We start from the raw sequence: 24,387 nt of genomic DNA on the forward strand, positions 1-24,387 counted from the left end.
CGGGCGGCGCCGTGTCCGGATCAGTGCGCCCGGATCAAGTGGTGCTCTCCGGGCGGGGCTTCCTCTGCCACGGGTGGACGGGACGCGGTGCGGCCGGTGTGATCGCGGGCCGCACGGGCTCGGCCGCGGGTTCCCGCGCGGCGTCGGACCGCGCGGTGTCCGGCCGGGTCCGGCCGGACACCGGGCCGTCCGGAACGTGCGCTTCGGACCGGCGCGGGGGCGAGGACGCCGACGGGGCCGCGGACCCGGGCGCGGGCTGCTGGTCGGTGGTCGTCCAGTGCCGCAGGGCACCGGTCTCGAGGTCGATCTGGGTGCTGAGCGAGTCGAGGTCGTCGGCCGCGAAGTGGCGGGCGCGGTCGCGGGCCGCCCAGCGCAGGGAGTCCGCCGACCGCGCGATGCGGTGGGTGCGCTCACGCAGCTCGGGCAGCCGCTTGCCGAGGGTGCCCCGGTCCGGTTCGGACTCCAGACGCCTCAGTTCGGCGTCCAGTTCGCGCCCGTGCGCGCTGAGCCGCTCGAAAAGGCCGAGGGACTCCTTGAGGGACTGGTCCTCCGCGGCTCCGGCCTCCAGCGCGTCCTGGGTGGCGCGCATGGACGTCCGCAGGGTGAGCCTGAGTTGGGCGATCTCGCCGGCCGGGCCGGACTGGGCGAAGGACTTGACCTTCAGGGTGTGGTCCTCGACCGTGCGGCGGGCCTGGGTGAGGTGACGGTCCGCACTGCGCTTGGCGGCGCCGACGACCTTCACGGTGGCGTACACGCCCAGCGCGACGAAGAGCACGAAGAGCAGGGCCAGCACTGCGATCACTTCTGCCACGAGACTCCTCCTCCTGGCCCTGAGGCCGCCCTCCACACGCACCGCGCCGTTCTTCAAAGGTAAACGCAACGGGCAGGCCCGGAGTTCCGGAAGAACCCCGAACCTGCCCGTAGGGGATCACCCCGAACCGGCGGCCCGCAGACTGCGGCCGGCCGGCCCCGCGGTCCTACGCCGTCACGCCGGGACGATGTTCACCAGCTTGGGCACCCGCACGATCACCTTGCGGATCCCGGCCCCGTCCAGCGCGGCGACGACCTTCTCGTCGGCCAGCGCGACCTTCTCCAGCTCCTCCTCGGAGATGGACGGCGGGACCTCCAGGCGGGCCTTCACCTTGCCCTTGATCTGCACCACGCAGGTGACGGTCTCGTCGACGACGTACGCCGGGTCGGCGACCGGGAAGTCCTGGTGGACGACCGAGTCGGTGCGGCCCAGCGCGCGCCACAGCTCCTCGGCGATGTGCGGGGCCAACGGCGCCACCAACAGCACCAGGGCCTCGGCGACCGGGCGCGGTACCGGGCCTTCCTGCTTGGTCAGGTGGTTGTTCAGCTCGGTGACCTTGGCGATGGCGGTGTTGAAGCGCATCCCCTCCAGGTCCTGGCGGACCCCGTCGATCGCCTTGTGCAGGGCGCGCAGCGTGTCCTCACCGGGCTCGGTGTCGACGACGGTCACCTCGCCGGTGTTCTCGTCGACGATGTTGCGCCACAGCCGCTGCAGCAGCCGGAACTGGCCGACCACCGCGCGGGTGTCCCACGGCCGCGACACGTCCAGCGGGCCCATCGCCATCTCGTACAGGCGCAGGGTGTCGGCCCCGTACTCGGCGCAGATCTCGTCCGGTGTGACCGCGTTCTTCAGGGACTTGCCCATCTTGCCCAGCAGCCGGGAGACCTTCTCGCCCTGGTAGTGGTAGGCGCCCTCGCGCTCCTCCACCTCGGCGGCCGGCACCGCGATGCCGCGGCTGTCACGGTAGACGTAGGCCTGGATCATGCCCTGGTTGAACAGCTTGTGGAACGGCTCCGCCGACGACACGTGCCCCAGGTCGTACAGCACCTTGGACCAGAAGCGCGCGTACAGCAGGTGCAGGACCGCGTGCTCGGCGCCGCCGACGTACAGGTCGACGCCGCCGTGCGGCATGCCCTCGCGCGGGCCCATCCAGTACTGCTCGATCTCCGGGTCGACCAGCTTCTCGCTGTTGTGCGGGTCCAGGTAGCGCAGCTCGTACCAGCAGGAGCCGGCCCAGTTGGGCATGGTGTTGGTCTCGCGGCGGTATGCGCGCGGGCCGCGGCCGTCGCCCAGGTCCAGGGTGACGTTGACCCAGTCCTCGTTGCGCGACAGGGGCGTCTCGGGCCGGGTGTCGGCGTCGTCCGGGTCGAAGGTGCGCGGGGAGTAGTCGTCGACCTCGGGCAGTTCCAGCGGCAGCATCGACTCGGGCAGGGCGTGGGCGGTGCCGTCCTCGTCGTAGACGATGGGAAAGGGCTCGCCCCAGTAGCGCTGCCGGCTGAACAGCCAGTCGCGCAGCCGGAAGTTGACGGTGCCCTCGCCGATGCCCCGGCGCTCCAGCCACTCGGTGATGCGCGCCTTGGCCTCGGCGACGCCCAGGCCGTCCAGGTTCACCTCGTCGTTGGACGAGTTGATGATCTTCGCCTCGTAGGAGGAGAAGGCGTCCTCCCAGGTGGAGGTGTCGGTGCCGCGGCCGTCGGTCGGCTCGACGATGCAGTGGATCGGCAGTTCGAAGGCGCGCGCGAACTCGAAGTCGCGCTGGTCGCCCGCGGGCACGGCCATGATCGCGCCGGTGCCGTAGCCCATCAGGACGTAGTCGGCGATGAAGACGGGCACCTGCTCGCCGTTGACCGGGTTGGTCGCGTAGGAGCCGATGAAGACGCCGGTCTTGTCCTTGGCCTCGGCCTGGCGCTCCACGTCGGACTTGGACACGGCCTGCGCGCGGTAGGCGGCGACGGCCTCGGCCGGGGTGGCGTGGCCTCCGGTCCAGACGTCGTGGGTGCCCTCGGGCCAGGCGGCCGGGGTGAACTTCTCGACCAGCGGGTGCTCGGGCGCCAGCACCATGTAGGTCGCGCCGAACAGGGTGTCGGGGCGGGTGGTGAAGACGGTGATGTTCTCGCCGTCGATCGGGAAGTCGACGCGGGCGCCCTCGGAGCGGCCGATCCAGTTGCGCTGCTGCAGCTTGATGGCCTCGGGCCAGTCCAAGGCGTCCAGGTCCGACAGCAGCCGGTCGGCGTAGGCGGTGATGCGCATGTTCCACTGGCGCAGCTTCGCCTTGAAGACGGGGAAGTTGCCGCGCTCGGAGCGGCCGTCGGCGGTGACCTCCTCGTTGGCCAGTACGGTGCCCAGTCCGGGGCACCAGTTGACCGGTGCTTCGGAGGCGTAGGCCAGCCGGAAGCCGCCCAGGACGTCGGCGCGCTCGGCCTCGCTCAGCTCGCTCCAGGCGCGCGCGTGGCCCGGTACGGGGCGCTCACCGGACTCGAAGCGGGCGATCAGCTCGGTGATGGGGCGGGCCCGGCCGGCCTCGTCGTCGTACCAGGAGTTGAAGATCTGCAGGAAGATCCACTGGGTCCACTTGTAGTAGTCCGGGTCGATCGTGGCGAACGACCGACGCCGGTCGTGGCCCAGGCCCAGCCGGCGCAGCTGGGCCTTCATGTTCTCGATGTTGGCCTCGGTCGACACGCGTGGGTGCGTGCCGGTCTGTACCGCGTACTGCTCGGCGGGCAGGCCGAAGGCGTCGAAGCCCAGGGTGTGCAGGACGTTGTGGCCGGTCATGCGCTGGAACCGGGCGGAGACGTCGGTCGCGATGTATCCCAGGGGGTGGCCGACGTGCAGCCCCGCACCCGAGGGGTAGGGGAACATGTCCATGATGAACTTCTTGGGCCGGGCCACCGTCTCCGGGTCGCCCGCCAGGTCGCCGCTCGGGTTGGGCGCGTCGTACGTGCCCTCGGCGTCCCAGAAGTCCTGCCAGCGTGCCTCGATCTCGGCCGCGAGGGCGGCCGTGTAGCGGTGCGGCGCGGCCACTTCGGGGGTGGCCGCGGGGTTCGTCTCGCTCATGATCCTCAAAGCTCCATCGATCGTCTGCGCCCACGGCTGCTGCGACATTCGGAAATGAAAAATCCCCTCGCACAGGAGGGGACGCCGCGCCGATTCCGACCGACTGGTTCGACCATGGCCGGGACTGATCAGCGCGGCTCGCTAAGCAGAAGGCGTACGGCACGCATGGCGTCAGGGTACCGCAGGCCCGGAGCGCGCCGCGACGCACTTCGCCACCCGCGGAAAGCACTCCCGCCCGACCACCTCCCTGAACATCGGTCAAAACTTACTCCGCGTAACAACCTCTATGGGGCATCACAACGGCCAGATCGTCTTTTGATAACAGTGCAACAACTCAAACGTCGTACTCCCCGGTACAACGAGGTTTAGAGTGCGGCCCGGGACCGCTTCTCCCGAACGTTCGGAGTTCCCCCATGAACCCTCGTCCAGACAGCAGCCCGCCGCCCGCTCAGGGCCGGCCGGCTGCCGGTCGGTCGTACCCGCATGCCGTCGTTCTTTCCGTCGTGACGTGGGGAGGTAGGGCGTGAGGCCGGACGACAGCACGGCGGACGACTGGTTCGCCGAGTTCCTCAACTTCGGCGTGGGCGTTCTGTCGCTCGTCTGCCTGAGCTGCTCGGTGATCTGGGGACTGGTCGCCCAGGACCGGGTCCTGCTCGGTCCGCGCCAGCGCATCCTGGCGCAGGCGGTGCACCGGACGACCGCGGTCGCCTCGATCGCCTTCCTGCTGGTGCACATCGGCATCAAGCTGGCGCTGGAGCACACGACGTGGATCGCCGCGGTGATCCCCTTCGGACTGGCCCTCACCGACGACGAGGCGGTGGCCGGCAGGTCCTTCCTCATCGGCCTGGGAACCCTGGCCGGAATGCTGATGATCTTCGTCGGCATCACCGGCGTCCTGCGCAACCGCTTCGCCTCGCCGGCCCCCGTCGCGGCCCGCTGGCGCGCCATGCACATGCTGGCCTACCCGGCCTGGTGTGCCGCGCTGGTCCACGGGCTCTACGCGGGTCGATCGGCAAAGCCGATCTTCCTGATCCTGTACGGCCTGTCCCTGCTCGGCGTCATGGCGGCCCTCTTCCTGCGCGCCTCCCCGGCGCGGGTCAAGCGCAAGGTCGCCGACCGGGTCACCAGCCTGCTCGGCCTCGCCGAGCAGCAGGGCCGTGACAGGCTCGACGAGAGCCGGACCCGCGCCGCCGAGGCGTCGCCCCCCAGGTACGAGAGCGGCGGCAGACGGGACTCCCGGCCCCGTTCCGGGCCTCCTGAACGCCCCGAGCCGGCCGCCCGGCCGCGGTACGAGACCGCCGAACGTCTCGCGCCGCCGGCCCCGGACCCCGCGAACGGCTTCGCGGCGGCCTACCGCGCGGTCTCCCCCCCGTCCCAGCCGCAGCAGCCCCTCTACGCGGACCAGACCGCCCGCATGGAACTGCCTCTGGACATGCAGCCCACGCAGGCCGTCCCCACCATGGACGGCCAGACGATGGGCGGGCAGGCCATGGAGGCGCCGCGCGTGGACGGCCCCTCCAGCACCTCGGGCAGCTGGCCCGTCCCGTCCCCGCCGCCGGTCGGCGAGGCCCCGCCGTCGGCCTACGACCCGCTCCAGGACACCGGATACAACATCCCCACCTACGACAATTCGGCCGCCCCCGGCTACGGCTCGAGTGATGTGCGCGACACCGGTGAGTCGAACGGCTTCTACAACGCGTACAACCCGAGTGACACGTACAACAGCGGTCCCGCCACTGATCCATCTCCCGGTGCGTCGTACGACTTCGGCGCACCGGGATCGGGCGAACCTTGGAACACGCCTTCCGGAGGCTTCAAGTGAACGAGGCTCTGCCCGACGTACCCGAAGTCCGCGTCGTCGGACTTCCCCAGCTCACGTCGGGCTTCGACCTTGTCGACCGGCTCGATCTCCCCATGCACCTCAAGGTGCACGGGCCGCTCGAGCCCATGGGCGGCGAACAGCTCGCCCAGCTCTCTGAACGCATCAACCTCAGGGGACGCGGCGGTGCCGGCTTCCCCTTCCACAAGAAGCTGCGTTCGGTCGCCGAGACGGCGATCAAACGCGGCGTCCGGCCGGTCGTGGTCGTCAACGGCAGCGAGGACGAACCGGCCTGCCGCAAGGACACGGTGATGATCAACCGTGCTCCGCACCTCATCCTGGACGGCGCGCTGCTGTGCGCCGAGGCCATGGGGGCCCGCACGCTCGTGGTGGGGGTCACCCGGGAGTCCACCAAGCGCTCCATGGAGGCCGCGCTCGCCGAACGGGGCCTCAACAACGGGCGCCGGTCCGCGCTGCGCGCCCGTGTGCAGCTCAACCCGGTGCGCATGGTCACGGGCGCCGCGGCCTCGCTGATCCGCTCCATCGACGGGGGCCCGGCGGTCCCGCCGGGCCGCAAGGTCAGCGCCTCGAAGAACGGTGTGGGCGGCGCGCCCACCCTGCTCTCCAACGCCGAGACCTTCGCGCAGCTCGCCATCGCCGCCCGCATCGGCCCGGAGCGCTACTGCAACACCGGCCTGTACGACGAGCCGGGCACCGTCATGCTCACGGTCTCCGGGGCGGTCGCCCGCCCCATGGTGATCGAGGTCCCGACGGGCGTACCGCTGCGTTACGTCCTCCAGCTCGCCGGTGCGCCGCCGATGCCCCAGGGCGTGCTCACCGGTGGCTACCACGGCAAGTGGATCGACGCGGCGACCGTCAACGAGGCGATCGTCTCCCGCAACTCCCTGGACGCGGTGGGCGGTGCGCTCGGCGCGGGCGCGATCCTGCCGATCAGTCAGGACACCTGTCCGCTGGGCGAGTCCCTGATGGTGGCGAAATGGCTGGCCGAGGAGAGCGCCGGCCAGTGCGGCCCCTGCTACCTGGGTCTGCCGGCCGCCGCGCGCGGTCTGGAGGACATCCTCAACGGCGGCGGCCCCGCCGCCCTGGAGGCGGTCAAGCAGGTCGCCAAGAACGTGAAGCGGCGCGGCGCGTGTTCGCATCCGGACGGCTCCGCGATGTTCCTGGAGTCGACCGTCAAGGCGTTCAGCGACGACATCGCCGCCCACGCCCTGGGCAACGGCTGCGGACGCCCCGTGGAGGGCGTGCTGCCGCTCTTCGAGGGGGGCAGGGCCCCTACGGGCATCCCGGGCGGGGGCGGGGAGGAGAACGGCCCCAGCCGCCAGAAGATCTTCGTCGACTGGACGCTGTGCCGGGGCCACGGTCTGTGCGCGGACATCCTCCCGGAGGTCTTCCAGCTCGGCGCGGACGGCTTCCCGACCGTCGCCCAGGCCCAGGTGCCGCGCCACGCGGAGGCCAAGGCGATCCGCGCGGTGCGCCGTTGTCCGGCGCTGGCCCTGCGCGTCGAGGAGGGGACGCAGTCCAAGGCGCCCTCCCGCAATCTGCCGGTGCTCTCCCAGGGCCGCGGCCGGCGCGCGCTGGGCCGCTGACACGGGCCCGTGCGGGCCGCCCTCCGGGGCGGCCCGCACGGCCGGCCGCACGTCCGACAACGCGTAGAGGGCGGATCATCCGATCGGATGATCCGCCCTCTACTGCTGTGGAGCTAAGGAGAATTGAACTCCTGACCTCCTGCATGCCATGCAGGCGCTCTACCAACTGAGCTATAGCCCCAGGTCACATCCCGCCCGGTTGCCCCGGCGGCGAAGCCAACTTTACACGGTCACCGGGGCTCAACACCAAATCGATTCCGTTGCGCCCGGTTCTGTCCGTATTGCCACCCGAACCGCGGCGCGCGGTCACGCGGTCACGCGGTCACGAACGAATAGAAGCGCTTGAGCGTGCAGTGCTCATCGAGGAGCCGGCCGTAGATCGGTTCGCCTTCGAGCTCGCGGTACGTCTCGATCGGGTCGCCTTTTATGATCAGCGCCCGCGCGCACTCCTCGCACCAGTACTGGTAGTCGGAATTGACCGGTTCCATGTCCCGGACGATCGGCGTCCCTCTGCCGCACCAGTCACACCTTCGCCTGTGTGCACCCATCGCTCAGCTCCAGCTGTGGCCGCAGGCCGTACACGCGCAGGGGGCACCGCCGTTGCCACCGAGGACTCGGGCGAGGTGCGCGGAACCGCGGGAAGGGCGGCGGAGTCGGGTCGAGGTCCGTCGTGTCAACACCCCGCCGAAGAGGTGGTCGACCTCCCCGTGGATGCTCGCAGACATCAACAACTCCCTCCCGTAGGGCCGCGCCCCCTTCCGGTCGTTTGATTCTGCCACGGCCGGACCAATACGGTCAGCGACGTCGGGGTACCGGTCGGGACACGGCTGGGCGCCTCACAGAGGTATACGCCCGTCGGCGTCTTCCCGCTCAACCAGCGACAACGAAAAAACCCGCCCTCGCACCGAGGACGGGATCTTCGTCATGTGATCTGTGGAGCTAAGGAGAATTGAACTCCTGACCTCCTGCATGCCATGCAGGCGCTCTACCAACTGAGCTATAGCCCCGAGTGTTCTTCCCGCTCGGCGGGCGAACAAGAAGAACTTTAGCCTGCGACCTGCCGGAAAGTGAAATCCGGCCCCCGGGCCGCACCCGGAGGTCCAGGGCAGGCCCTAGTCGTCGTCGCCGAGCACCGGTTCCGGCAGGGTGCCGGCGTTGTGCTCGAGCAGCCGCCAGCCGAGGGCGCCCTCGCCGAGGACGGACCAGCAGCAGTTGGTGAGCCCGCCCAGGCTCTCCCAGCTGCGCGGGTCGAGGCCGATCAGCCGGCCGATGGTGGTGCGGATCGTGCCGCCGTGGCTGACCACCACGAGCGTGCCGTCGTCCGGGAGCTTGTCCGCGTGCCGGAGCACCACCGGGGCGGCGCGGTCGGCGACCTCGGTCTCCAGTTCACCGCCGCCCCTGCGCACCGGCTCGCCGCGCTTCCAGGCGGTGTACTCGTCGCCGTACCTGGCGATGATCTCGTCGTGCGTCAGGCCCTGCCAGACGCCCGCGTAGGTCTCCCGCAGGGCCTCGTCGTGGACCGGCTGCAGGCCGGTGAGGGCGGCGAGTTCCGCGGCGGTGTCGGCGGCCCGCTTCAGGTCGGAGGCGATGATCGCGTCGGGCTTGAGGCCGGCGAGGAGGCGGGCGGCCCGGCGCGCCTGGGCGACGCCGGTCCCGGTCAGCTCCACGTCCGTACTGCCCTGGAAGCGGCGCTCCACGTTCCAGGAGGTCTGTCCGTGCCGCCACAGGATGACGCGGCGGCCCCGGCTTCCGCCGGAACCGGACGTCTCACCGGCAGGGCTCAACGCCACCCACCACCCGGCTCCGCGATCTCCGCGGCCTCCTCGGCCTCCTTCTGACGGGCGTGCGCAGCGGCCTTGCCGCGGGTGGCCACGGCGTCCTCGGGCAGCTCCAGCTCGGGGCAGTCCTTCCACAGCCGCTCCAGGGCGTAGAAGACGCGCTCCTCGCTGTGCTGGACGTGGACGACGATGTCGACGTAGTCGAGCAGCACCCAGCGAGCCTCGCGGTCGCCCTCGCGGCGGACCGGCTTGGCGTCGAGCTCCTTGCTGAGCCGCTCCTCGATCTCGTCGACGATCGACTTGACCTGACGGTCGTTGGGCGCGGAAGCCAGCAGGAAGGCGTCGGTGATGGACAGCACGTCACTGACGTCGTAGGCGACGATGTCGTGCGCGAGCTTGTCGGCCGCGGCCTGGGCAGCGGTGGAGACGAGCTCGATGGAACGGTCGGTTGCGGTCACTACAAGGCTTTCGCTCGGCGGTCGTTTGCCTTCAAGGGTCTCACGGACCGCCGGGCACGCCCCACGCGTTTCGGGGTGGGCCCGGCCGGCTGCCCCGTAAGGGCGTCCGGCCGGGCGTACCGCGGTCCGGTCAGGTGCCCGGCTCGTAGTCCTGGCCCAGGACCACCGAGACCCTGGCGTTCCCGGAGACCTCGCCCCGGGTGACGGACTCGGTGGGCAGCCCCAGGGTCTTGGCGACCTCGGAGGCGTTCTCCTTGTCGGCGTCGTCCGCGTAGACGACCTCGGAGGCCGCGGCCGCGGTGGCCGTGCCGCCCTCCAGGAAGGTGAAGCCGCCGTTGAGGAGCACGACCCGGGCCTTCTCGGTGTTGTCCGCGACGCCGGTGGCGTTGCGCACGGAGACGCTGACGGCGGCGTCCTTGTCGGGGCTCTTCGCGGTGCCGCCGAGCACCTTCTTGACCACGCTGTCACTCGTCTCCGCGGTGAGCGTGCCGTCCTCCTGGACCGGCAGCAGCGTGGTGCCGTGGTCGCCGCCCTTGGCCAGGTCGGCCAGCCGGGCGAGGAAGGAGCCGAGGTCCTTGTCGGTCAGGGGCGGCTCGATGATCTGCCCCAGGGTCTGGATGGTGGTCGTCGCGGCGCCCGCGTCGGACGTCATCTTCCGCAGCACCCCCTGCATGACCTGCCCGAACCGCTCCAGCTGGGCGTCCTGCGCCTCGCCGGAGGCACGGTGGGTGGCGTAGGCGACGGCCATCTTCCCGGTGAGGGTCTGGCTCTTGCCCTTCTTGACCAGGGGGGTCTCGCCCTTCTTCTTCGCTGCCGGGTCGGGCACGTCGGCATCGGTGTCGATGTCGATGTTGCCGACCAGGTCGACGAGGTTCTGCAGGTAGGGCGTGTCCAGCCGCCAGGTGCCCTCGATGTCGGTGCCGAGGGCCGTGTCGAGGGCGCCCCGGGTACCGCCGGATCCGTCGTCCTCGACCGACTTGGCGAGCGTGGTGGTGGTGCCGTCCTCGGCGGCCAGGGCCAGGGAGTTGGGCAGCAGGACGGTGGTGCCCCGCTTGGTGGTGGTGTTGTCGACGAGCAGCGCGGTGGCGGTGCCGCCCCCCTTGGTGTCGTGCAGGTGGACGACGAGGACGTCCCGCTTCTGGGCGCCCGCGGCCGTCGTGGTGCCCGTACCGGTCTCGGAGCCGGGCAGCTTCCCGGCGTACCAGAGGTAGCCGACGCCGCCGGCCACGACCAGGGCGAAGACCACGACCAGGGCGACGATCCGGCTGCGTGCGCGGCGCTTGGCCTCCTCGCGGCGCTCGGTGCGGTTCTCGGTGAACTGCAGCCAGTCGATGACGTCCTCGGAGTCGCCGTCCGGCTCCTCGACGAAGGCGAACTGCTCGGTGCGGTACTCCCGTTCGGGCGCCTCGGAGTCCGCGGCCGGACGGTCGTCATAGCCGTCATGGCCGTCATGGCCGTCGGGCTCGGTTCCGTCGTCGGCCGGGCCGGGTTGCTGCGGGATGTGCGCGGTCTGCTCGGCGACCCGGGGCTGCTGTCCGGTACCGCCTTGCGCGCTCTGCCCGTAGGCATCGCCGTAGGAGTCGCCGTAGGGGTCGTACGGGGCGGCCGTCGCGCCGCCCTGGGGGGCGCCGTAGCCGCCCTGGGCCCCGTAGGGGTCGTAGGAGGGCGTCTGCGGCTGCTGCCCGGTACCCGTCCCGGTCCCGTAGGGGTCGTAGGGCTGCGGGGGCTGCTGCGCGCCGCCGGTGGCGTACGGGTCGTAGCCGTAGCCGCCGTCGTAGCCCTGCCCGCCCTGCCCGTGCTCCTGCCCGTACGGGTCCTGCTGCCCCTGCTGCCGGTACGGGTCGTACGGCTGCTGCGGGGCCTGCTGGGCCGGTGCCTGGGTGTCGGCCTGGCGGTAGACGGGCCGACCGTACTCGTCGTAGCCCACAAGCCCGTACGGGTCGTCCCCTCCGTCGCCGTATCCCGCGTCGTATCGGTCGTTCACCGGTGCCCCTCTCGGCTCACTCGCCGCGGTACAGCTCACGCTTGGCGATGTAGCGCACGACCCCGTCCGGCACCAGGTACCAGACGGGATCTCCCGTGGCGACTCTCGCACGGCAGTCCGTCGAGGAAATGGCCAGGGCGGGGACCTCGACGAGCGAGACGCCCCCCTCGGGCAGGCCCGCGTCGGTCAGATGATGGCCGGGCCTGGTGACGCCCACGAAGTGCGCGAGGGAGAACAGTTCCTCGCTGTCCCGCCAGGTGAGGATCTGCGCGAGGGCGTCGGCTCCGGTGATGAAGAACAGGTCCGTGTCGGGGTTGAGGGCCCGCAGGTCGCGCAGGGTGTCCACGGTGTAGGTGGGCCCGCCGCGGTCGATGTCGATCCGGCTCACCGAGAACTGCGGGTTCTCGACGGTCGCGATGACCGTCATCAGATAGCGGTCCTCGGCCGCGGAGACCAGCCGGTGGCTCTTCTGCCACGGCTGCCCGGTGGGGACGAAGACCACTTCGTCGAGGTGGAACCGCGCGGCGACCTCGCTGGCCGCCACCAGGTGCCCGTGGTGGATCGGGTCGAAGGTGCCGCCCATGACGCCGAGGCGGCGCTTGCCCGGCTGCGACGGGCCGCTGCCCGGGCCGCCGGCCCGGCGCGGCGCCGGACGGTGCTCGGCGCCGCTCGCCGGCTGCCCGGCCGTGCCCTCGGCCCCCGCCCCGGTCGTGACCACGGGCTCGGTCGGTCCCCCGGCCGTGCCCTCCACCGGACCGGTAGGCATGTCCTGCTCTCCCATGCGTGCAGACCCTACCGGCCCTCTCTGAACGCTCCGGCCGCCAGGTGCGCCCTTTGGCCACGCCCGAACAGGCCCCGGGGGTCCGGGGGGGTCTACCGGTCGCGGTTGAAGCGGGTCGTGATCAGCAGCAGGAGCAGCAGGCCGGCCAGGACGCAGCCACCGACCAGGTAGGGGTTGAGGCTCTGGTGGTTGCCACTGTGCTCTCCGCCCTCGGCGGCGAGGGTGACCAACTGGACAGCGGCGCTGTGGAAGCTCATCTTCGGCAGTACCTATCACGTGTGGGCGGGATAAAGACGTCGGCTCATCGTATGCGGGCGCCTTCTCGCCGATCACTCCGACTCCGCCGTTGCGGGTCCCGGCCACCTCCCCGGTGCCTCCCCGGTGCCTCCCCCCGTGCCTTTCCGACCGTCCTCCCGCCGGTCCTCCCGGGCGGGTGGGTGACGGCGGGGCCACGCAACCATCCCGCGGTCCTGATCGTCCTTCTCGGGGAGCCGGGCTGCTCGGGAACGGTGCTCCACGCGCGTTCCCGGCCGCGTTGCTCTTCCGCTCCACCGGTCTGCCGGTCCGTGCCTTCTCCACCTAGGCTGGGCCTCGGTCCCGGGGCGGCAGGAGGGCCGGACGGGAGACCGCCGAGGGACGGTGCCGGGAACCGCGAAGGTCACAACGGACCGCGAAGGTCACACAGACGCACATGGGGGACACATGTCCGACGGCCATCAGCACAACGGGCACGAGAAGGTGCCGAGCAGGCAGCGCAGGCGTTTCCCCGGAATCTCCTCGCGTGCCTACGAACACCCCGCCGACCGCTCCGCCCTGGTGGCGCTGCGCAAGCTGACCGGTTTCGACACGGTCTTCAAGGCCCTGAGCGGCCTGCTGCCCGAGCGCAGCCTGCGGCTGCTCTTCCTGTCCGACTCGGTGCGCGTCTCGGAACGGCAGTTCGCGCACCTCAACGTCATGCTGCGGGACGCCTGCTACATCCTGGACCTGGACAAGGTCCCGCAGATGTACGTGAAGCAGGACCCGACGCCGAACGCGATGTGCATCGGCCTGGACGAGCCGATCATCGTGGTCACCACGGGACTGGTCGAACTGCTCGACGAGGAGGAGATGCGGGCCGTCGTCGGGCACGAGGTCGGGCACGCGCTGTCCGGGCACTCGGTGTACCGGACCATCCTGCTGTTCCTGACGTCCCTCGCGGTGCGGGTGGCCTGGATTCCGCTGGGCAGCGTCGCGATCATGGCGATCGTGACGGCGCTGCGCGAGTGGTTCCGCAAGTCGGAGCTGTCCGCGGACCGCGCGGGGCTGCTGGTGGGCCAGGATCTGCAGGCCTCGATGCGCGGCCTGATGAAGATCGCCGGTGGCAACCACCTGCACGAGATGAACGTCGACGCGTTTCTGGAGCAGGCCGAGGAGTACGACGCCGGGGGCGACCTGCGCGACTCCGTGCTGAAGATCCTCAACGTGCTGCCCCGCTCCCACCCGTTCACCACCGTCCGGGCCGCCGAGCTGAAGAAGTGGGCGGAGACCCGCGAGTACCAGCGGATCGTGGACGGTCACTACCCGCGGCGCGACGAGGACAAGGACGCCTCGGTACGGGACTCCTGGCGCGACTCGGCGAGCAGTTACGCCGGTGATGTGAAGAACTCCAAGGACCCGCTGATGAAGCTGGTCAACGACATCGCGGGCGGCGCCGGGGACCTGGGCGACCGGGTCCGCCGCGGCTTCGGCGGCTTCACGTCCTCGGGACCGAGGCCCGCGCAGGGACCGGACGGGCCCCAGGAGCCGGGTACGCCCTCGGACCCGGACACCGGGGGCGGCCGGCCGCCGCGCGACGGCACCTGAGGCACGGGCGTCACACCCAGGGCTGCGCCGCCGCCGCCAGCGAGCCGCACAGGGCCGGAGCGCCGTCCGCGGCGTACGGGTCGGTGCCGGCGGGGCCGCCCTTCTTTGCCGTGCCGCCCGCCAGCAGGGGCCGCAGACGGCTCGCGGAATCCTCGGAGCAGGACAGCGGACCGGCCTGGACGGAGGAGACGACGAGCTGCGCCTGGTGCAGGCGCAGGTCCTCGCGGTCGAAGCGGAAGTGCAGCTCGCGCCGGACGGTGAACAGCGACACCCGGGCTCCCGGGCCCGCACCGGCCGGCCGCAGCGCGTACACCGAGGTGTGGTCCGCGGTGACCTCGAGGGTGCCGGCGTCGGCCTCGGAGGCCTGCAGGGTGCCCTGGACGCGGATCCTGCGGTCGGCCAGTTCCGCGCGGGAGGGGTCGAAGCGGACGAGCCATCCGGTGGGCGCGTGCCGCCCGTCCGGGGCCGGCCGGGTGAAGCTCCGGTCGAACTGGTCCTGCTGGTCGACGCCGATCAGGACGCGTACGGAGCGGGTCTGCCCGCCGGTGAGCACCTCGGGGTCGAGGGCGGACCGGACGACGTAGTCCTTCGCGGTGAGCAGCGCCGTCACGACCTGCCCGTCCGAGAAGTGCGCGGTACGGCGGGACGCCGGGAGCGTCACCCCCTCGGCCCCGATGCGGAACTGCGCCGCCGGACTGTTGGCGTACAGCCGTTCGGAATCGGGAGTGCCGGGCACCTTGCCCTCGGGGGCGAGCGGGATCACGGTCATGCGCAGCGGCTCGACGGCCTCCCCCGCGCCGGGTGTCCGGGGGGGATGGCGTACGCCCATGTAGATCGCGGTGCCGAAGGCCACGGCGATCAGCACCACGAGGATCAGCACCTGCCGGGACAGGCCCCGGTGCCGGGGCGGGCGGCGGCGTACGGCGGGGGCGTGGTCGGTGATGCGCTCCCGGGCGGAGAACTCCTGGAGACGGGCAGCCCGGACGAAGGTCTCGTCGAAGACGACGGACCGGTACTCGTCCTCGCCACCTCCGGGGGTGCCCTCGGGTGCCCCTCCGGGTGGGTCCGCAGGCCCTGCCATATCTTCAGAGTAGGTCGCGGGGAGCCCGCGTAAACTCCGTGGCGCGTGCCAAGTTGCGGCGGCTTCCCATCCGGGCCGGCGATCCCGCCGCCGCCCCGCACGAGGAGCCTCAGGGGCTGCTCGGGATCACCGGGACGTCGGGCCGGGAGTAGTCGGCGGAGGCGGACGGAGCCACGCCGCCGCCCTGTTCCAGGCCGGTCGAGGCGGGCGGCGGCGCCGGGCCCTGCCGGCTGTTCCCGGAGGACCCCCGGTAGACGGCCGAGAAGGCGAGCGCGACCATGCCGACGCCCATCACCAGGGCGAGCATCCAGGCGACCGGGCGGTGCCAGCGGACCTGTCTGCCGTACGGCCCCGGGTAGCCGTAGTCGTCCTCCGGGACGCCGGGGCCGTCGTCCCCGTCGGCGAAGTCGTCGTCCCGGTGGCGGCGGCCGTACCGTCCGTGGCCGTCGTACCCGTCGTACCGATCTGTCGTCGGGCGGGTGCGGTGGGCCTCGGCCTCGGAAGCCTCGGCTCTGGCCTGGGCGGCGGCGAGGAGGCGTTCGACGGCGGTCGGTTCGTGGACCACGGCCGCGCCGATGAAAGCCTCGTCGAAGACCACGGAGGCGAACTCTTCGTCCGACACTCCGCGGTCGTGGTCGTCGTCGGGCTCCCCGCCGTCAGGGAACGGCGTGCCCCCCACGTCCTCCGGCACCTCTCCAGAGTAGACCGGAGGGGTCAATTTGGGCAGACGGTACGGAAATTCGTCCGCCTGCCCCGCGGCGTGGGTCAGCGGCGGACGTGTCCGTCGCCGGTCACGATGTACTTGGTGCTGGTCAGCTCCGGCAGGCCCATCGGTCCCCGGGCGTGCAGCTTCTGCGTGGAGATGCCGATCTCCGCGCCGAAGCCGAACTGGCCGCCGTCGGTGAACCGGGTGGAGGCGTTGACGGCGACGGTGGTGGAATCCACCAGTTGGGTGAACCGGCGGGCCGCCTGCTGCGAGGTGGTGACGATGGCCTCGGTGTGACCGGAGGTCCACAGCCGGATGTGCTCCACGGCCCGGTCGAGCGAGTCGACGACGGCCGCGGCGATGTCGTGGGAGAGGTACTCGGTCTCCCAGTCCTCCGTGGTGGCCTCCACGACCGTCGCCGCGGAGTCCTTGGCGTACGCCATCACCCGCTCGTCGGCGTGCACGGTGACCCCGGCCTCGGCCAAGGCTTCCAGCGCGCGCGGCAGGAACGCGGGGGCGATGTCCTGGTGGACCAGGAGGGTCTCGGCGGCGTTGCAGACGCCGACCCGCTGGGCCTTGGAGTTGACCAGGATCTCCACGGCGGTGTCGAGGTCGGCGTCGGCGTCGACGTAGACGTGGCAGTTGCCGGTGCCGGTCTCGATGACCGGGACGATCGACTCCTGGACGATCGTGTTGATCAGGGAGGCGCCGCCGCGCGGGATGAGGACGTCGACCAGGCCGCGGGCGCGCATCAGCTCGCGCACGCTGTCCCGGCCCTCGCCGGGCACCAGCTGCACGGCGTCGGCGGGCAGCCCGGCGCCGCCCACGGCGTCGCGCAGCACCCGGACCAGCGCGGTGTTCGACCGGTACGCGGAGGACGAGCCGCGCAGCAGGACCGCGTTGCCGGACTTCAGGCACAGGGCGGCGGCGTCGACCGTGACGTTGGGGCGGCCCTCGTAGATGATCCCGACGACGCCGAGCGGCACCCGGACCTGCCGCAGGTCGATGCCGTTGGGCAGGGTGGAGCCGCGGACGACCTCGCCGACCGGGTCGGGCAGCGCGGCCACGTCCCGCACGTCGGAGGCGATCGCGCGCACCCGCTCCGGGGTGAGGGTGAGCCGGTCGATCATGCCCTCGCTGATGCCCGCCTCACGTGCCTTGGCGACGTCCTGGGCATTGGCTTCGACGATCTCGCTCGCCCGGACCTCCAGCGCGTCCGCGACGGCGAGCAGCGCGTCGTCCTTCGCCGCGCGGGGCAGCGGCGCGAGGGTGGCGGCGGCCCCCTTGGCCCGGTAGGCGGCCTGGTTGACCGGAGACATCGAGTCGTATGGCGAAAGCGTGGTCATGGGGGAAGGGTAGTGCGGCCGGAGGGTCCGACCACCGGTATCCCGAACCCCGAGACGCCGGGGGCCGTGGCCGCCGGCACGAAGGGCCGTGGCGCTCGCGGAGGGCCGAACCGGTCTCCCGGCTCAGAACGGATGTACCCCCACCGGCGTCGCCGGTGCGGGGCCGTAGCCCGCGGCGATGCGCTGGTGGTAGGTGGCCCGGTCGATGACCTCCAGACCGACGATCTCCCAGGGCGGCAGTCCCGCGGTCCGCCGGTGCTCGCCCCACAGCCGCAGTGCCACGGCGGCGGCGTCGTGCAGGTCGCGGGCCTCCTCCCAGTAGCGGATCTCCGCGTGGTCCTCGGCGTACCGGCTGGTCAGCAGGAAGGGGTGGTCGTGGGCGAGCTGTTCCAGGGCGCGGCGGACCTCGGCGATCGGGGCCAGGCCGCCGGAGACGCTGAGGGTGACGTGCCACAGGCGCGGGAGGTCCCGGGGCTCGCCGTTCTGGAACCGGTCGCCCGCCGCGACGCTGGCCAGGGCGCGTTCCTCGCCGACCGCGCGGGAGCCGGCACCACCGCGGGACGTCGTCGTCCCAGGGCGCACTCGTCTCACGACGGCCTCCTTCACGCACAGGCCGGCCCCGGGGCCGGGCAGATGTGTTCCCTGGGTCAAAGTTGAGCAGGCCGCCGGGCGTCGTGGGGCGGTTTTGCGGAACGTCCACCGCGGGGGGCGCGCGATCCGGCACATTTACGGATGCAGGACCACCAGATCGTCCCTGTGTACGACCTCGCGTTCGTACTCGGGGCCGAGATCGCGGGCGAGGTCGTGGGTGGAGCGGCCGATCAGCCGGGGGATCTCCTTGGCGTCGAAGTTGACCAGGCCGCGGGCCACCGGCCGCCCTTCGTGGTCCCGCAGCTCGACCGGGTCGCCCGCGCTGAACTCGCCCTCGACGCCCGCGATCCCGGCCGGCAGCAGCGACTTGCGGCGCTCGACGACCGCGCGCACCGCGCCGTCGTCGAGGGTGAGCGAGCCCTGCGGGGTGGACGCGTGCTGGAGCCACAGCAGCCGGTCGGCCGAGCGCCGGCCGGTGGGGTGGAAGTAGGTGCCGGTGTCCGCGCCGGCGAGGGCGTCACCCGCGTGGACGGTGCTGGTCAGCACGACCGGGACGCCCGCGGCGGCGGCGATCGAGGCGGCCTCGATCTTGGTGACCATGCCGCCGGTGCCGACGCCGGCCTTCCCGGCGCTGCCGATCTCGACGTGGGCGAGGTCCTCCGGGCCCCGTACCAGCGAGATCCGCGAGGTGCCGGGCCGGGCGGGGTCTCCGTCGTACACGCCGTCCACGTCGGACAGCAGGACCAGCAGGTCGGCGTGGACCAGGTGGGCGACGAGGGCGGCGAGACGGTCGTTGTCGCCGAAGCGGATCTCGTCGGTGGCGACGGTGTCGTTCTCGTTGACGACCGGGAAGGCGCCCATCGCCAGCAGCTTGTCGAGGGTGCGGGAGGCGTTGCGGTGGTGGGCGCGGCGGCTCATGTCGTCGGAGGTGAGCAGTACTTGGCCGACGCGGACGCCGTAGCGGGCGAAGGATGCGGTGTAACGGGCCATCAGCAGCCCCTGGCCGACGCTGGCGGCGGCCTGCTGGCGGGCGAGGTCCCGCGGTCGCCGGGCGAGGCCCAGGGGGGCGAGTCCGGCGGCGATGGCGCCGGAGGAGACGAGAACGAGTTCGCGCTCTCCCCCGCTGCGAACCTTCGCGAGCACGTCGACGAGTGCGTCGACCCGGTCGGCGTCCAGGCCTCCTGCCGCGGTCGTCAGCGACGAGGATCCGACCTTGACGACGATCCTGCGGGCCTCGCTCACGGCCTGCCTTGCCCTTGCCACCTGCTGCTCCGTCCCTCGTGCCGACCACGGGGCCGGCCTGGGCGCCCCCACCGGCAATCTACGCGAAGTGGGGCGGGCAACGCCCGCCCGTCCAGCCTCCGGACGCCCGCGCGTAACCACGCCCTCACCGAGTGCTGATGTGAAAAAGCTTGCATTGGTTGCCTATAGAAATTAAAGCTTCTGGAAACATAGTGTGAACGGGTGTCACCCAACGCTTCTCGCATCCAGCGCATCCTCCTCAGATCGGGGAAGAGCCCCTACGACGCAGTCCCGGTAGAGGAAGCCCTCCACCGCGACGTGTTCGCCAGCAACGCGGGCAACCTGATCTTCAGCGACGCCACGCACAAGATTCTCGAGACACCGCACACCACGGTGGTGTCCAACGGCATCCGCACCGATGGGACTCCCGCAGGACGCATCAACGAGGAGTACGACGCCTTCGTCGTGCCGCTCGCCAACGCCTTCCGACCCTCGTTCGAGGCGAGTCTGCGGCGACTGACGCGGCTGATCAGCCAGTTGAAGATCCCGGTGGTCGTCGTCGGCATCGGCGCGCAGGCGGGTCTCGACTACAACCCGGCGCGGCTGAAGCCGATGGAGCCGGCGGTGCGCGAGTTCGTCTCCGCCGTGCTGGACCGCAGCGCCTCGATCGGCGTGCGCGGCGAGTTCACCGAGAAGTACCTGAACGGCCTCGGGTTCAAGGACGTCGACGTCATCGGCTGCCCCTCGCTGTTCATGTACGGCAAGGAACTCGCCGTGGAGAAGCGGGCGCAGGAGCTGACCGCCGACTCCCGCATCGCGATCAACGGTTCGCACAACGCGGTCCGCAGCCAGGGCCTGGGCCGGGTCATCACCCGTACCCACGCCCGCTACCCGAACCTGCGGTTCATAGGCCAGAACCTCAGCGACGCCCGGCAGCTGCACTGGCGGGACCTGTCCGACCCGAACGGGAAGGTCACCGGGATGCCGACGCACCCCGACCACCCGATGTACCGGGAGGACAAGGTCCGCGTCTACATCGACCCGGTGACCTGGATCGACGATCTGCGGGACTTCGACTTCTCCTTCGGTTCCCGCATCCACGGCAACATCGCGGCGCTGCTGGCCGGTACGCCCGCGAACGTGCTGTGCTCGGACTCGCGCACGCTGGAGCTGTGCCGCTACTTCGAGATCCCGCACCACACCCTCGACCAGCTGCCCGAGGAGATCGACCCGGCGCGGCTGTACGAGGAGACCGACCTCGGCGCGCTCACCGGCAACCACCACGAGCGGTTCGAGCGGTTCACCTCGTTCCTCGACCGCAACGGGCTGGACAACACGTTCACGCACGGCGACGGCGGTGCGGCGTACGAGGAGCGGCTGCGCTCGCTGGACTTCCCCGGCGGTGTCCGGCCGTGGATCGACACCGACCCCGCCTCGCTCATCGCGCGCTTCGGCTGGCTGCACACCCGGGTCGGCGAACTGACCGCGGACAACGCCAAGCTGAAGAAGGAACTGGACCGCGTCAAGGCGGGAACCAAGGCCGCGGCCAAGACCGCCGCCGGGAAGACCACCGTGGTCGCCCCCGCGTCCCGCTCGGTGTACCGCAAGGCCCGCCGGGTCGTGGGCCGTCCCCTGCGCAGGGCGCTCAAGGGAGGACGCGGCTAGGGCCGCGCCGGGCCCCGCGGCCGGGGTCGGCCCCGGTCCCGGGGCCTCCTCGGGCCATAGCAGTCACCGGTCACTCCACACGGTGCGGACACGCGCGTGTCGTCCGGACGTCGGTACGCGTTAACCCGGGCGTCCGTCTCTGCGACGAACCCTGGAGTGACCGCGTGCCCCTGCCCCTGTCCCGAACCGGTCGGCCGTCCCGGTCCGGCCGGCTGTCCCGATCCCGTCGCCGGCTCGTGGCGAGCGTCGGCCGACGCCGTGCCTCGCCCCGTCCGTCCGGCCGTCCGCTCGTCGTCAGAGGGCTGACGGCGGCCGTCCTGGCCGGCGCCTTCGTGGCGCAGACCGCCGGGGCCCTGCTCCCGGACGTCCCGCTGCTGCTCGCCGCGACCGCCGTCTCCCTGACGGTCGAGGGCGTGCTGTCCCGGTGGCAGCCCGTCATGTCGTCGCTGCTGGCCAAGTCCCACGCGGACATCACCGTCCGCCACGTACTGCGCGATCTGCTCCTGGTGGTGGGCCTGCTGCGGCTCGGGGAGCACGACCGGGAGCCGCAGTTCGCGTGGCCGGTCGCCGGTCTGCTCGTCTTCTACGCGCTGCACTGCGCGGTCCAGGCGGTGTCGGTGCTGGTCCGCCGTACCCGCACGCTGCCGGTGCTGACCCGGAACATCGACGCCTCGGCGCTGCGTCTGTCCCCCGCCCCGGCCGCGCTGCTGCGCCGCCCCGGCCACCGGCTGCTGCTCCTGGGCCTGCCCACGACCGCCGGCCTGGCCACGGCGGCGGTGACCGGGGAGCCCCTGCCCGCGGCGGCCGGGACCGCGGTGTCGGTGGTGCTCGCGGCGGCGGGCCTGGGCGCGCTGCTGGTGCGGCTGCTGCCCTCCCGGCGTCCGGCGGGCGAGCAGGAGGTGCTCGACTGGTTCGACGCCTGGCTGGACGACTACCGGCCCACGGTCGGCCTGTACTTCTCCGGCGGGGCGTCCTCCGCCTACCAGGCCAACATGTGGCTGGAGACGATGAGCAGGCTCGACGGGCGGCCCGTCGTCGTCCTGCGCGAACGGTTCATGGTGGCGAGGATCGCGGCGACCGACCTCCCGGTCGTGTGCCTGCCGAAGGTGTCCACCCTCATGCGGCTGGAGCACTCCACGCTGCGGGTGCTCATCCACCCGTCGAACTCCGGCAAGACCTCGCAGGTGCTGCGCATCCCCACGATCAAGCATGCCTTCGTCAACCACGGGGAGAGCGACAAGCTGTCGTCCTGCAACCCGTACGCGAAGGCCTACGACGAGGTGTGGGTGGCCGGCCCCGAGGCGCGTGAACGGTACGCGCGGGCCGGGGTCGGTGTCGAGGACAAGGACGTGGTGGAGATCGGCCGCCCCCAACTGGACGCCGTGCGCCCCTGGTCGGGTCCGCCGGCCGACGACGCCCGGACCACCGTGCTGTACGCGCCGACCTGGGAGGGCTGGGACGGCAACCCGGGCAACACCTCGGTGGTCGCGGCCGGGGAGAACCTCGTCCGGGCGCTGCTCGCGGACCCGGGTGTGCGGCTGCTGTACAAGCCGCACCCGCTGACCGGCACGGTGGAGCCCGCGGCGGGCGCCGCCGACCGGCGCATCCGGGAGCTGATCCGGGCGGCGAACCGGGAACGGCCCGCGGGGGCTTCGGGTTCCGCGGGTTCCGCTGCGGAGCTGGACCGGCTCGCGGCGGAGCTGGACCGGCTCACGGCGGCCGGGGTCCGGGAGGGCGCCGACCAGATGGAGCGGATGCTGGCCCAGTCCGCCCCGCCGCCCGGCCGGGCCGAGGCGGTGGCGAAGGCCACGGCGGCCTGGGAGGAGGCGTACTGGGCGTCCCTGCCCCAGGACGAGCACCAGGTCGTCACGGGCGTACGGCCCGCCCTGTACTCCTGCTTCAACAACGCCGACCTGCTGATCAGCGATGTGTCCAGCGTCATCAGCGACTTCCTGGCCGGCGGCAAGCCGTACGCGGTGGCGAACACCAGCGGGATGTCCGAGGACGCCTTCCGCGCCGCGTTCCCGACGGCGGCGGCGGCGACCGTGCTGACCCCGGACGCGAGCGGGGTGCCGGCGCTGCTGGAGACGGTCCGGTACCCGGAAAAGGACGAACTGGCGGACGCTCGCGCGGAGCTGAAGCTGCGTCTCCTGGGTCCCGGCGAGCCGACGTCCCGGGAGCGCTGCGACACGGCCCTGCGCGCCCTGTCCACGGCGGCCCTGAACCACAGGGCGTGTGGTGAAGAACAGGCCGAGGCGCGGCATCCGCGGTCTCAGCGGCTCGCGGAGGACCTGCTGCCCGCTCCGCGCCACGCGTCCGACGCCGGTACGGGAGCCGACGCCGAGGCGTCGCGGTCCGTCACGCCGCCGTCGCGGCCGGCGCCTCCGGGGTGACCTTCTCGGCGGAGGCCAGCAGACGGCGGGCCCTGCGGGCGGCACGGCGCAGGACGGTGGCCTTGCCGCCCTCGCGGTAGCCGGGGAAGGCGCGGGCCTCCCGGGGCGTGGCGAGGTAGACGACGTCGGGGATTCCCGCCGCCCGGTCGCGGAAGTGCGGGTACACGAGGTAGACGCGTCGGCCCCGCCGCTCCATCAGGGCCGGCGCCTGCTTCTTCGACGCCGTGAACTTCACCGCGTCGAGGAGGAGTTCGAGTCGTTGTTCGGCCACCAGGTGCAGCCTCAGCCGTTCCTCGACCTTCAGGTGCCGGGCGACGCCCTCGGTCCAGTGGGCGTCCGTCAGCGGCTTCGCCAGCTCCAGTTTGCGCCGCCGCACCCGGTCGCCGTCCTTGAGGAACCTGGGGCCGAACTGCGGGAGCAGGGTGATGCCGAAGGGCCGCACCATCAGCCGGTCGCGCTGAGGTCCCTCGGGGACGAGGTCGGCGATCAGGTTCATCAGGAGGCGGGCGGAGTCGAACCGCAGGACGTAGCTCCCGCTCTTGGTGACGTGCTTGCCGTCGTCGCGGCCCACCAGGTAGTAGCAGGTGTGGTCGGCGACCACGGAGACGCCGTTCGCCCTGAGATACGCCTCCATGGTGAACAGCGCGTCCTCGCCGGTGTAGAGCGACTCGTCGAACCGTAAGCCGTGCCGGTCCAGCAGGGCACGGCGGAACAGCTTCTGCGCGCTGAGCGTGTACATGATGTTGGAGGAGTGCACGTCGGTGCGTTCCACCGTGCGGTCGAACATCGACTTCGGGGCGCCGCGGTCGACGCCCTCGATCCGCCCCAGGACGACATCGGTGCCGGCCCGGTCCGCCATGGCGACCATCCGCTCGAGGGCCTCGGGGCCCAGCCGGTCGTCGGCGTCCAGGAAGAAGACGTACCGCCCGCGGGCCTTGCCCAGGCCGACGTTGCGCGGGCCGCTGGGGCCGCCCGAGTTCGCCTGCCGGATCACGGTGACGCGCAGGGACGCACGCTCCGCGAACTCCTCCAGGTACTCCCCCGTGCCGTCCGTCGAGCCGTCGTCGACGGCGACGACCTCGAGGCGTTCCGGGCCGATGGTCTGCGCCTCCACCGAGGCGAGGCACTCGACCAGGTACGGCATCGCTTCGTACGCCCCGATGACCACGGTGACGTCAGGCTGCGCCACGGTCACGTTTTCCCCCTTGTTGTGGGATATTTCCTTTTGT

The 24,387-nt window shown here is 71.7% G+C and carries 19 protein-coding genes and 2 tRNA genes; 5 read left to right on the plus strand and 16 right to left on the minus strand.

The window, feature by feature from the left end; genetic code table 11:
• Window positions 1-34: 34 nt before the first annotated feature.
• Both OHB56_RS14800 and leuS read right to left on the minus strand, forming a co-directional pair.
• A complete protein-coding gene (locus OHB56_RS14800; RefSeq protein ID WP_406353736.1) occupies window positions 35-811 on the minus strand; it encodes a hypothetical protein in 777 nt (258 codons plus the stop codon).
• A gap of 174 nt (window positions 812-985) precedes the next feature.
• Window positions 986-3,865, minus strand: a complete 2,880-nt coding sequence (gene leuS, locus OHB56_RS14805) for a leucine--tRNA ligase (RefSeq protein ID WP_326752701.1) — start codon at window positions 3,863-3,865, stop codon at window positions 986-988.
• Window positions 3,866-4,388: 523 nt separating this feature from the next.
• Between leuS and OHB56_RS14810 the strand changes: the two genes are divergently transcribed.
• Complete coding sequence (locus tag OHB56_RS14810; protein ID WP_326752702.1) at window positions 4,389-5,687, plus strand: cytochrome b/b6 domain-containing protein; 1,299 nt, start codon at window positions 4,389-4,391, stop codon at window positions 5,685-5,687.
• Window positions 5,684-7,291 (plus strand): NADH-quinone oxidoreductase subunit NuoF family protein, encoded by a 1,608-nt coding sequence (locus OHB56_RS14815; RefSeq protein ID WP_055593484.1) that lies wholly within the window; start codon window positions 5,684-5,686, stop codon window positions 7,289-7,291. Before OHB56_RS14810 ends, OHB56_RS14815 begins: the two co-directional genes overlap by 4 nt.
• A gap of 108 nt (window positions 7,292-7,399) precedes the next feature.
• Here OHB56_RS14815 and OHB56_RS14820 read toward each other — a convergent pair.
• The 8 genes from OHB56_RS14820 to OHB56_RS14855 all read right to left on the minus strand — a co-directional run bounded on the left by OHB56_RS14820 (window position 7,400) and on the right by OHB56_RS14855 (window position 12,549).
• Window positions 7,400-7,472, minus strand: a tRNA-Ala gene (locus tag OHB56_RS14820).
• A 133-nt stretch (window positions 7,473-7,605) separates the two neighbouring features.
• A complete protein-coding gene (locus OHB56_RS14825; protein WP_055593485.1) occupies window positions 7,606-7,839 on the minus strand; it encodes a hypothetical protein in 234 nt (77 codons plus the stop codon).
• Window positions 7,840-8,225: 386 nt separating this feature from the next.
• A tRNA-Ala gene (locus OHB56_RS14830) sits at window positions 8,226-8,298 on the minus strand.
• A 105-nt stretch (window positions 8,299-8,403) separates the two neighbouring features.
• Complete coding sequence (locus OHB56_RS14835) at window positions 8,404-9,081, minus strand: histidine phosphatase family protein (RefSeq protein WP_326752703.1); 678 nt, start codon at window positions 9,079-9,081, stop codon at window positions 8,404-8,406.
• Entirely contained in the window at window positions 9,072-9,527 is a 456-nt protein-coding gene (rsfS, locus tag OHB56_RS14840) for a ribosome silencing factor (RefSeq protein WP_326752704.1), read from the minus strand. The genes OHB56_RS14835 and rsfS overlap by 10 nt, the downstream gene beginning before the upstream one ends.
• A gap of 130 nt (window positions 9,528-9,657) precedes the next feature.
• Window positions 9,658-11,511 carry a LytR C-terminal domain-containing protein gene (locus OHB56_RS14845; RefSeq protein ID WP_406353740.1) on the minus strand — a complete coding sequence of 618 codons (1,854 nt, stop codon included), beginning with the start codon at window positions 11,509-11,511 and terminating at the stop codon, window positions 9,658-9,660.
• 16 nt (window positions 11,512-11,527) lie between these two features.
• Entirely contained in the window at window positions 11,528-12,292 is a 765-nt protein-coding gene (gene nadD, locus OHB56_RS14850; RefSeq protein WP_326752706.1) for a nicotinate-nucleotide adenylyltransferase, read from the minus strand.
• Window positions 12,293-12,384: 92 nt separating this feature from the next.
• Complete coding sequence (locus tag OHB56_RS14855) at window positions 12,385-12,549, minus strand: hypothetical protein (protein ID WP_326752707.1); 165 nt, start codon at window positions 12,547-12,549, stop codon at window positions 12,385-12,387.
• A 445-nt stretch (window positions 12,550-12,994) separates the two neighbouring features.
• On the opposite strand from OHB56_RS14855, the gene OHB56_RS14860 reads away from it, so the two are divergent.
• A complete protein-coding gene (locus tag OHB56_RS14860) occupies window positions 12,995-14,134 on the plus strand; it encodes a M48 family metallopeptidase (RefSeq protein ID WP_326752708.1) in 1,140 nt (379 codons plus the stop codon).
• 10 nt (window positions 14,135-14,144) lie between these two features.
• Here OHB56_RS14860 and OHB56_RS14865 read toward each other — a convergent pair whose 3' ends face one another.
• From OHB56_RS14865 to proB, 5 genes are all read right to left on the minus strand, one after another.
• On the minus strand, window positions 14,145-15,215 hold the full coding sequence (locus OHB56_RS14865; RefSeq protein ID WP_406353742.1) for a hypothetical protein: 1,071 nt from the start codon (window positions 15,213-15,215) through the stop codon (window positions 14,145-14,147).
• A gap of 109 nt (window positions 15,216-15,324) precedes the next feature.
• Window positions 15,325-15,933: a hypothetical protein gene (locus OHB56_RS14870; RefSeq protein WP_326752710.1), complete on the minus strand. Its 609-nt coding sequence runs from the start codon at window positions 15,931-15,933 to the stop codon at window positions 15,325-15,327.
• 47 nt (window positions 15,934-15,980) lie between these two features.
• A complete protein-coding gene (locus OHB56_RS14875; protein ID WP_406353744.1) occupies window positions 15,981-17,267 on the minus strand; it encodes a glutamate-5-semialdehyde dehydrogenase in 1,287 nt (428 codons plus the stop codon).
• A gap of 123 nt (window positions 17,268-17,390) precedes the next feature.
• Window positions 17,391-17,849 carry a hypothetical protein gene (locus OHB56_RS14880; protein ID WP_406359063.1) on the minus strand — a complete coding sequence of 153 codons (459 nt, stop codon included), beginning with the start codon at window positions 17,847-17,849 and terminating at the stop codon, window positions 17,391-17,393.
• 144 nt (window positions 17,850-17,993) lie between these two features.
• The gene (gene proB / locus OHB56_RS14885) at window positions 17,994-19,100 is read right to left on the minus strand and encodes a glutamate 5-kinase (RefSeq protein ID WP_406359065.1); all 1,107 of its coding nucleotides are present in this window, start codon (window positions 19,098-19,100) and stop codon (window positions 17,994-17,996) included.
• Between the two features lie 222 nt (window positions 19,101-19,322).
• On the opposite strand from proB, the gene OHB56_RS14890 reads away from it, so the two are divergent.
• Both OHB56_RS14890 and OHB56_RS14895 read left to right on the plus strand, forming a co-directional pair.
• The gene (locus OHB56_RS14890) at window positions 19,323-20,765 is read left to right on the plus strand and encodes a polysaccharide pyruvyl transferase family protein (RefSeq protein WP_326752712.1); all 1,443 of its coding nucleotides are present in this window, start codon (window positions 19,323-19,325) and stop codon (window positions 20,763-20,765) included.
• Window positions 20,766-21,001: 236 nt separating this feature from the next.
• A complete protein-coding gene (locus OHB56_RS14895; RefSeq protein ID WP_406353746.1) occupies window positions 21,002-23,158 on the plus strand; it encodes a hypothetical protein in 2,157 nt (718 codons plus the stop codon).
• Here the strand turns inward: OHB56_RS14895 and OHB56_RS14900 are convergent.
• The gene (locus OHB56_RS14900) at window positions 23,124-24,353 is read right to left on the minus strand and encodes a glycosyltransferase family 2 protein (protein WP_406353748.1); all 1,230 of its coding nucleotides are present in this window, start codon (window positions 24,351-24,353) and stop codon (window positions 23,124-23,126) included. The genes OHB56_RS14895 and OHB56_RS14900 overlap by 35 nt on opposite strands.
• Window positions 24,354-24,387: the final 34 nt, after the last annotated feature.

The organism is Streptomyces sp. NBC_01635 (assembly GCF_045209715.1).
In the GTDB taxonomy this organism is placed as follows: Bacteria; Actinomycetota; Actinomycetes; order Streptomycetales; family Streptomycetaceae; genus Streptomyces; species Streptomyces hirsutus.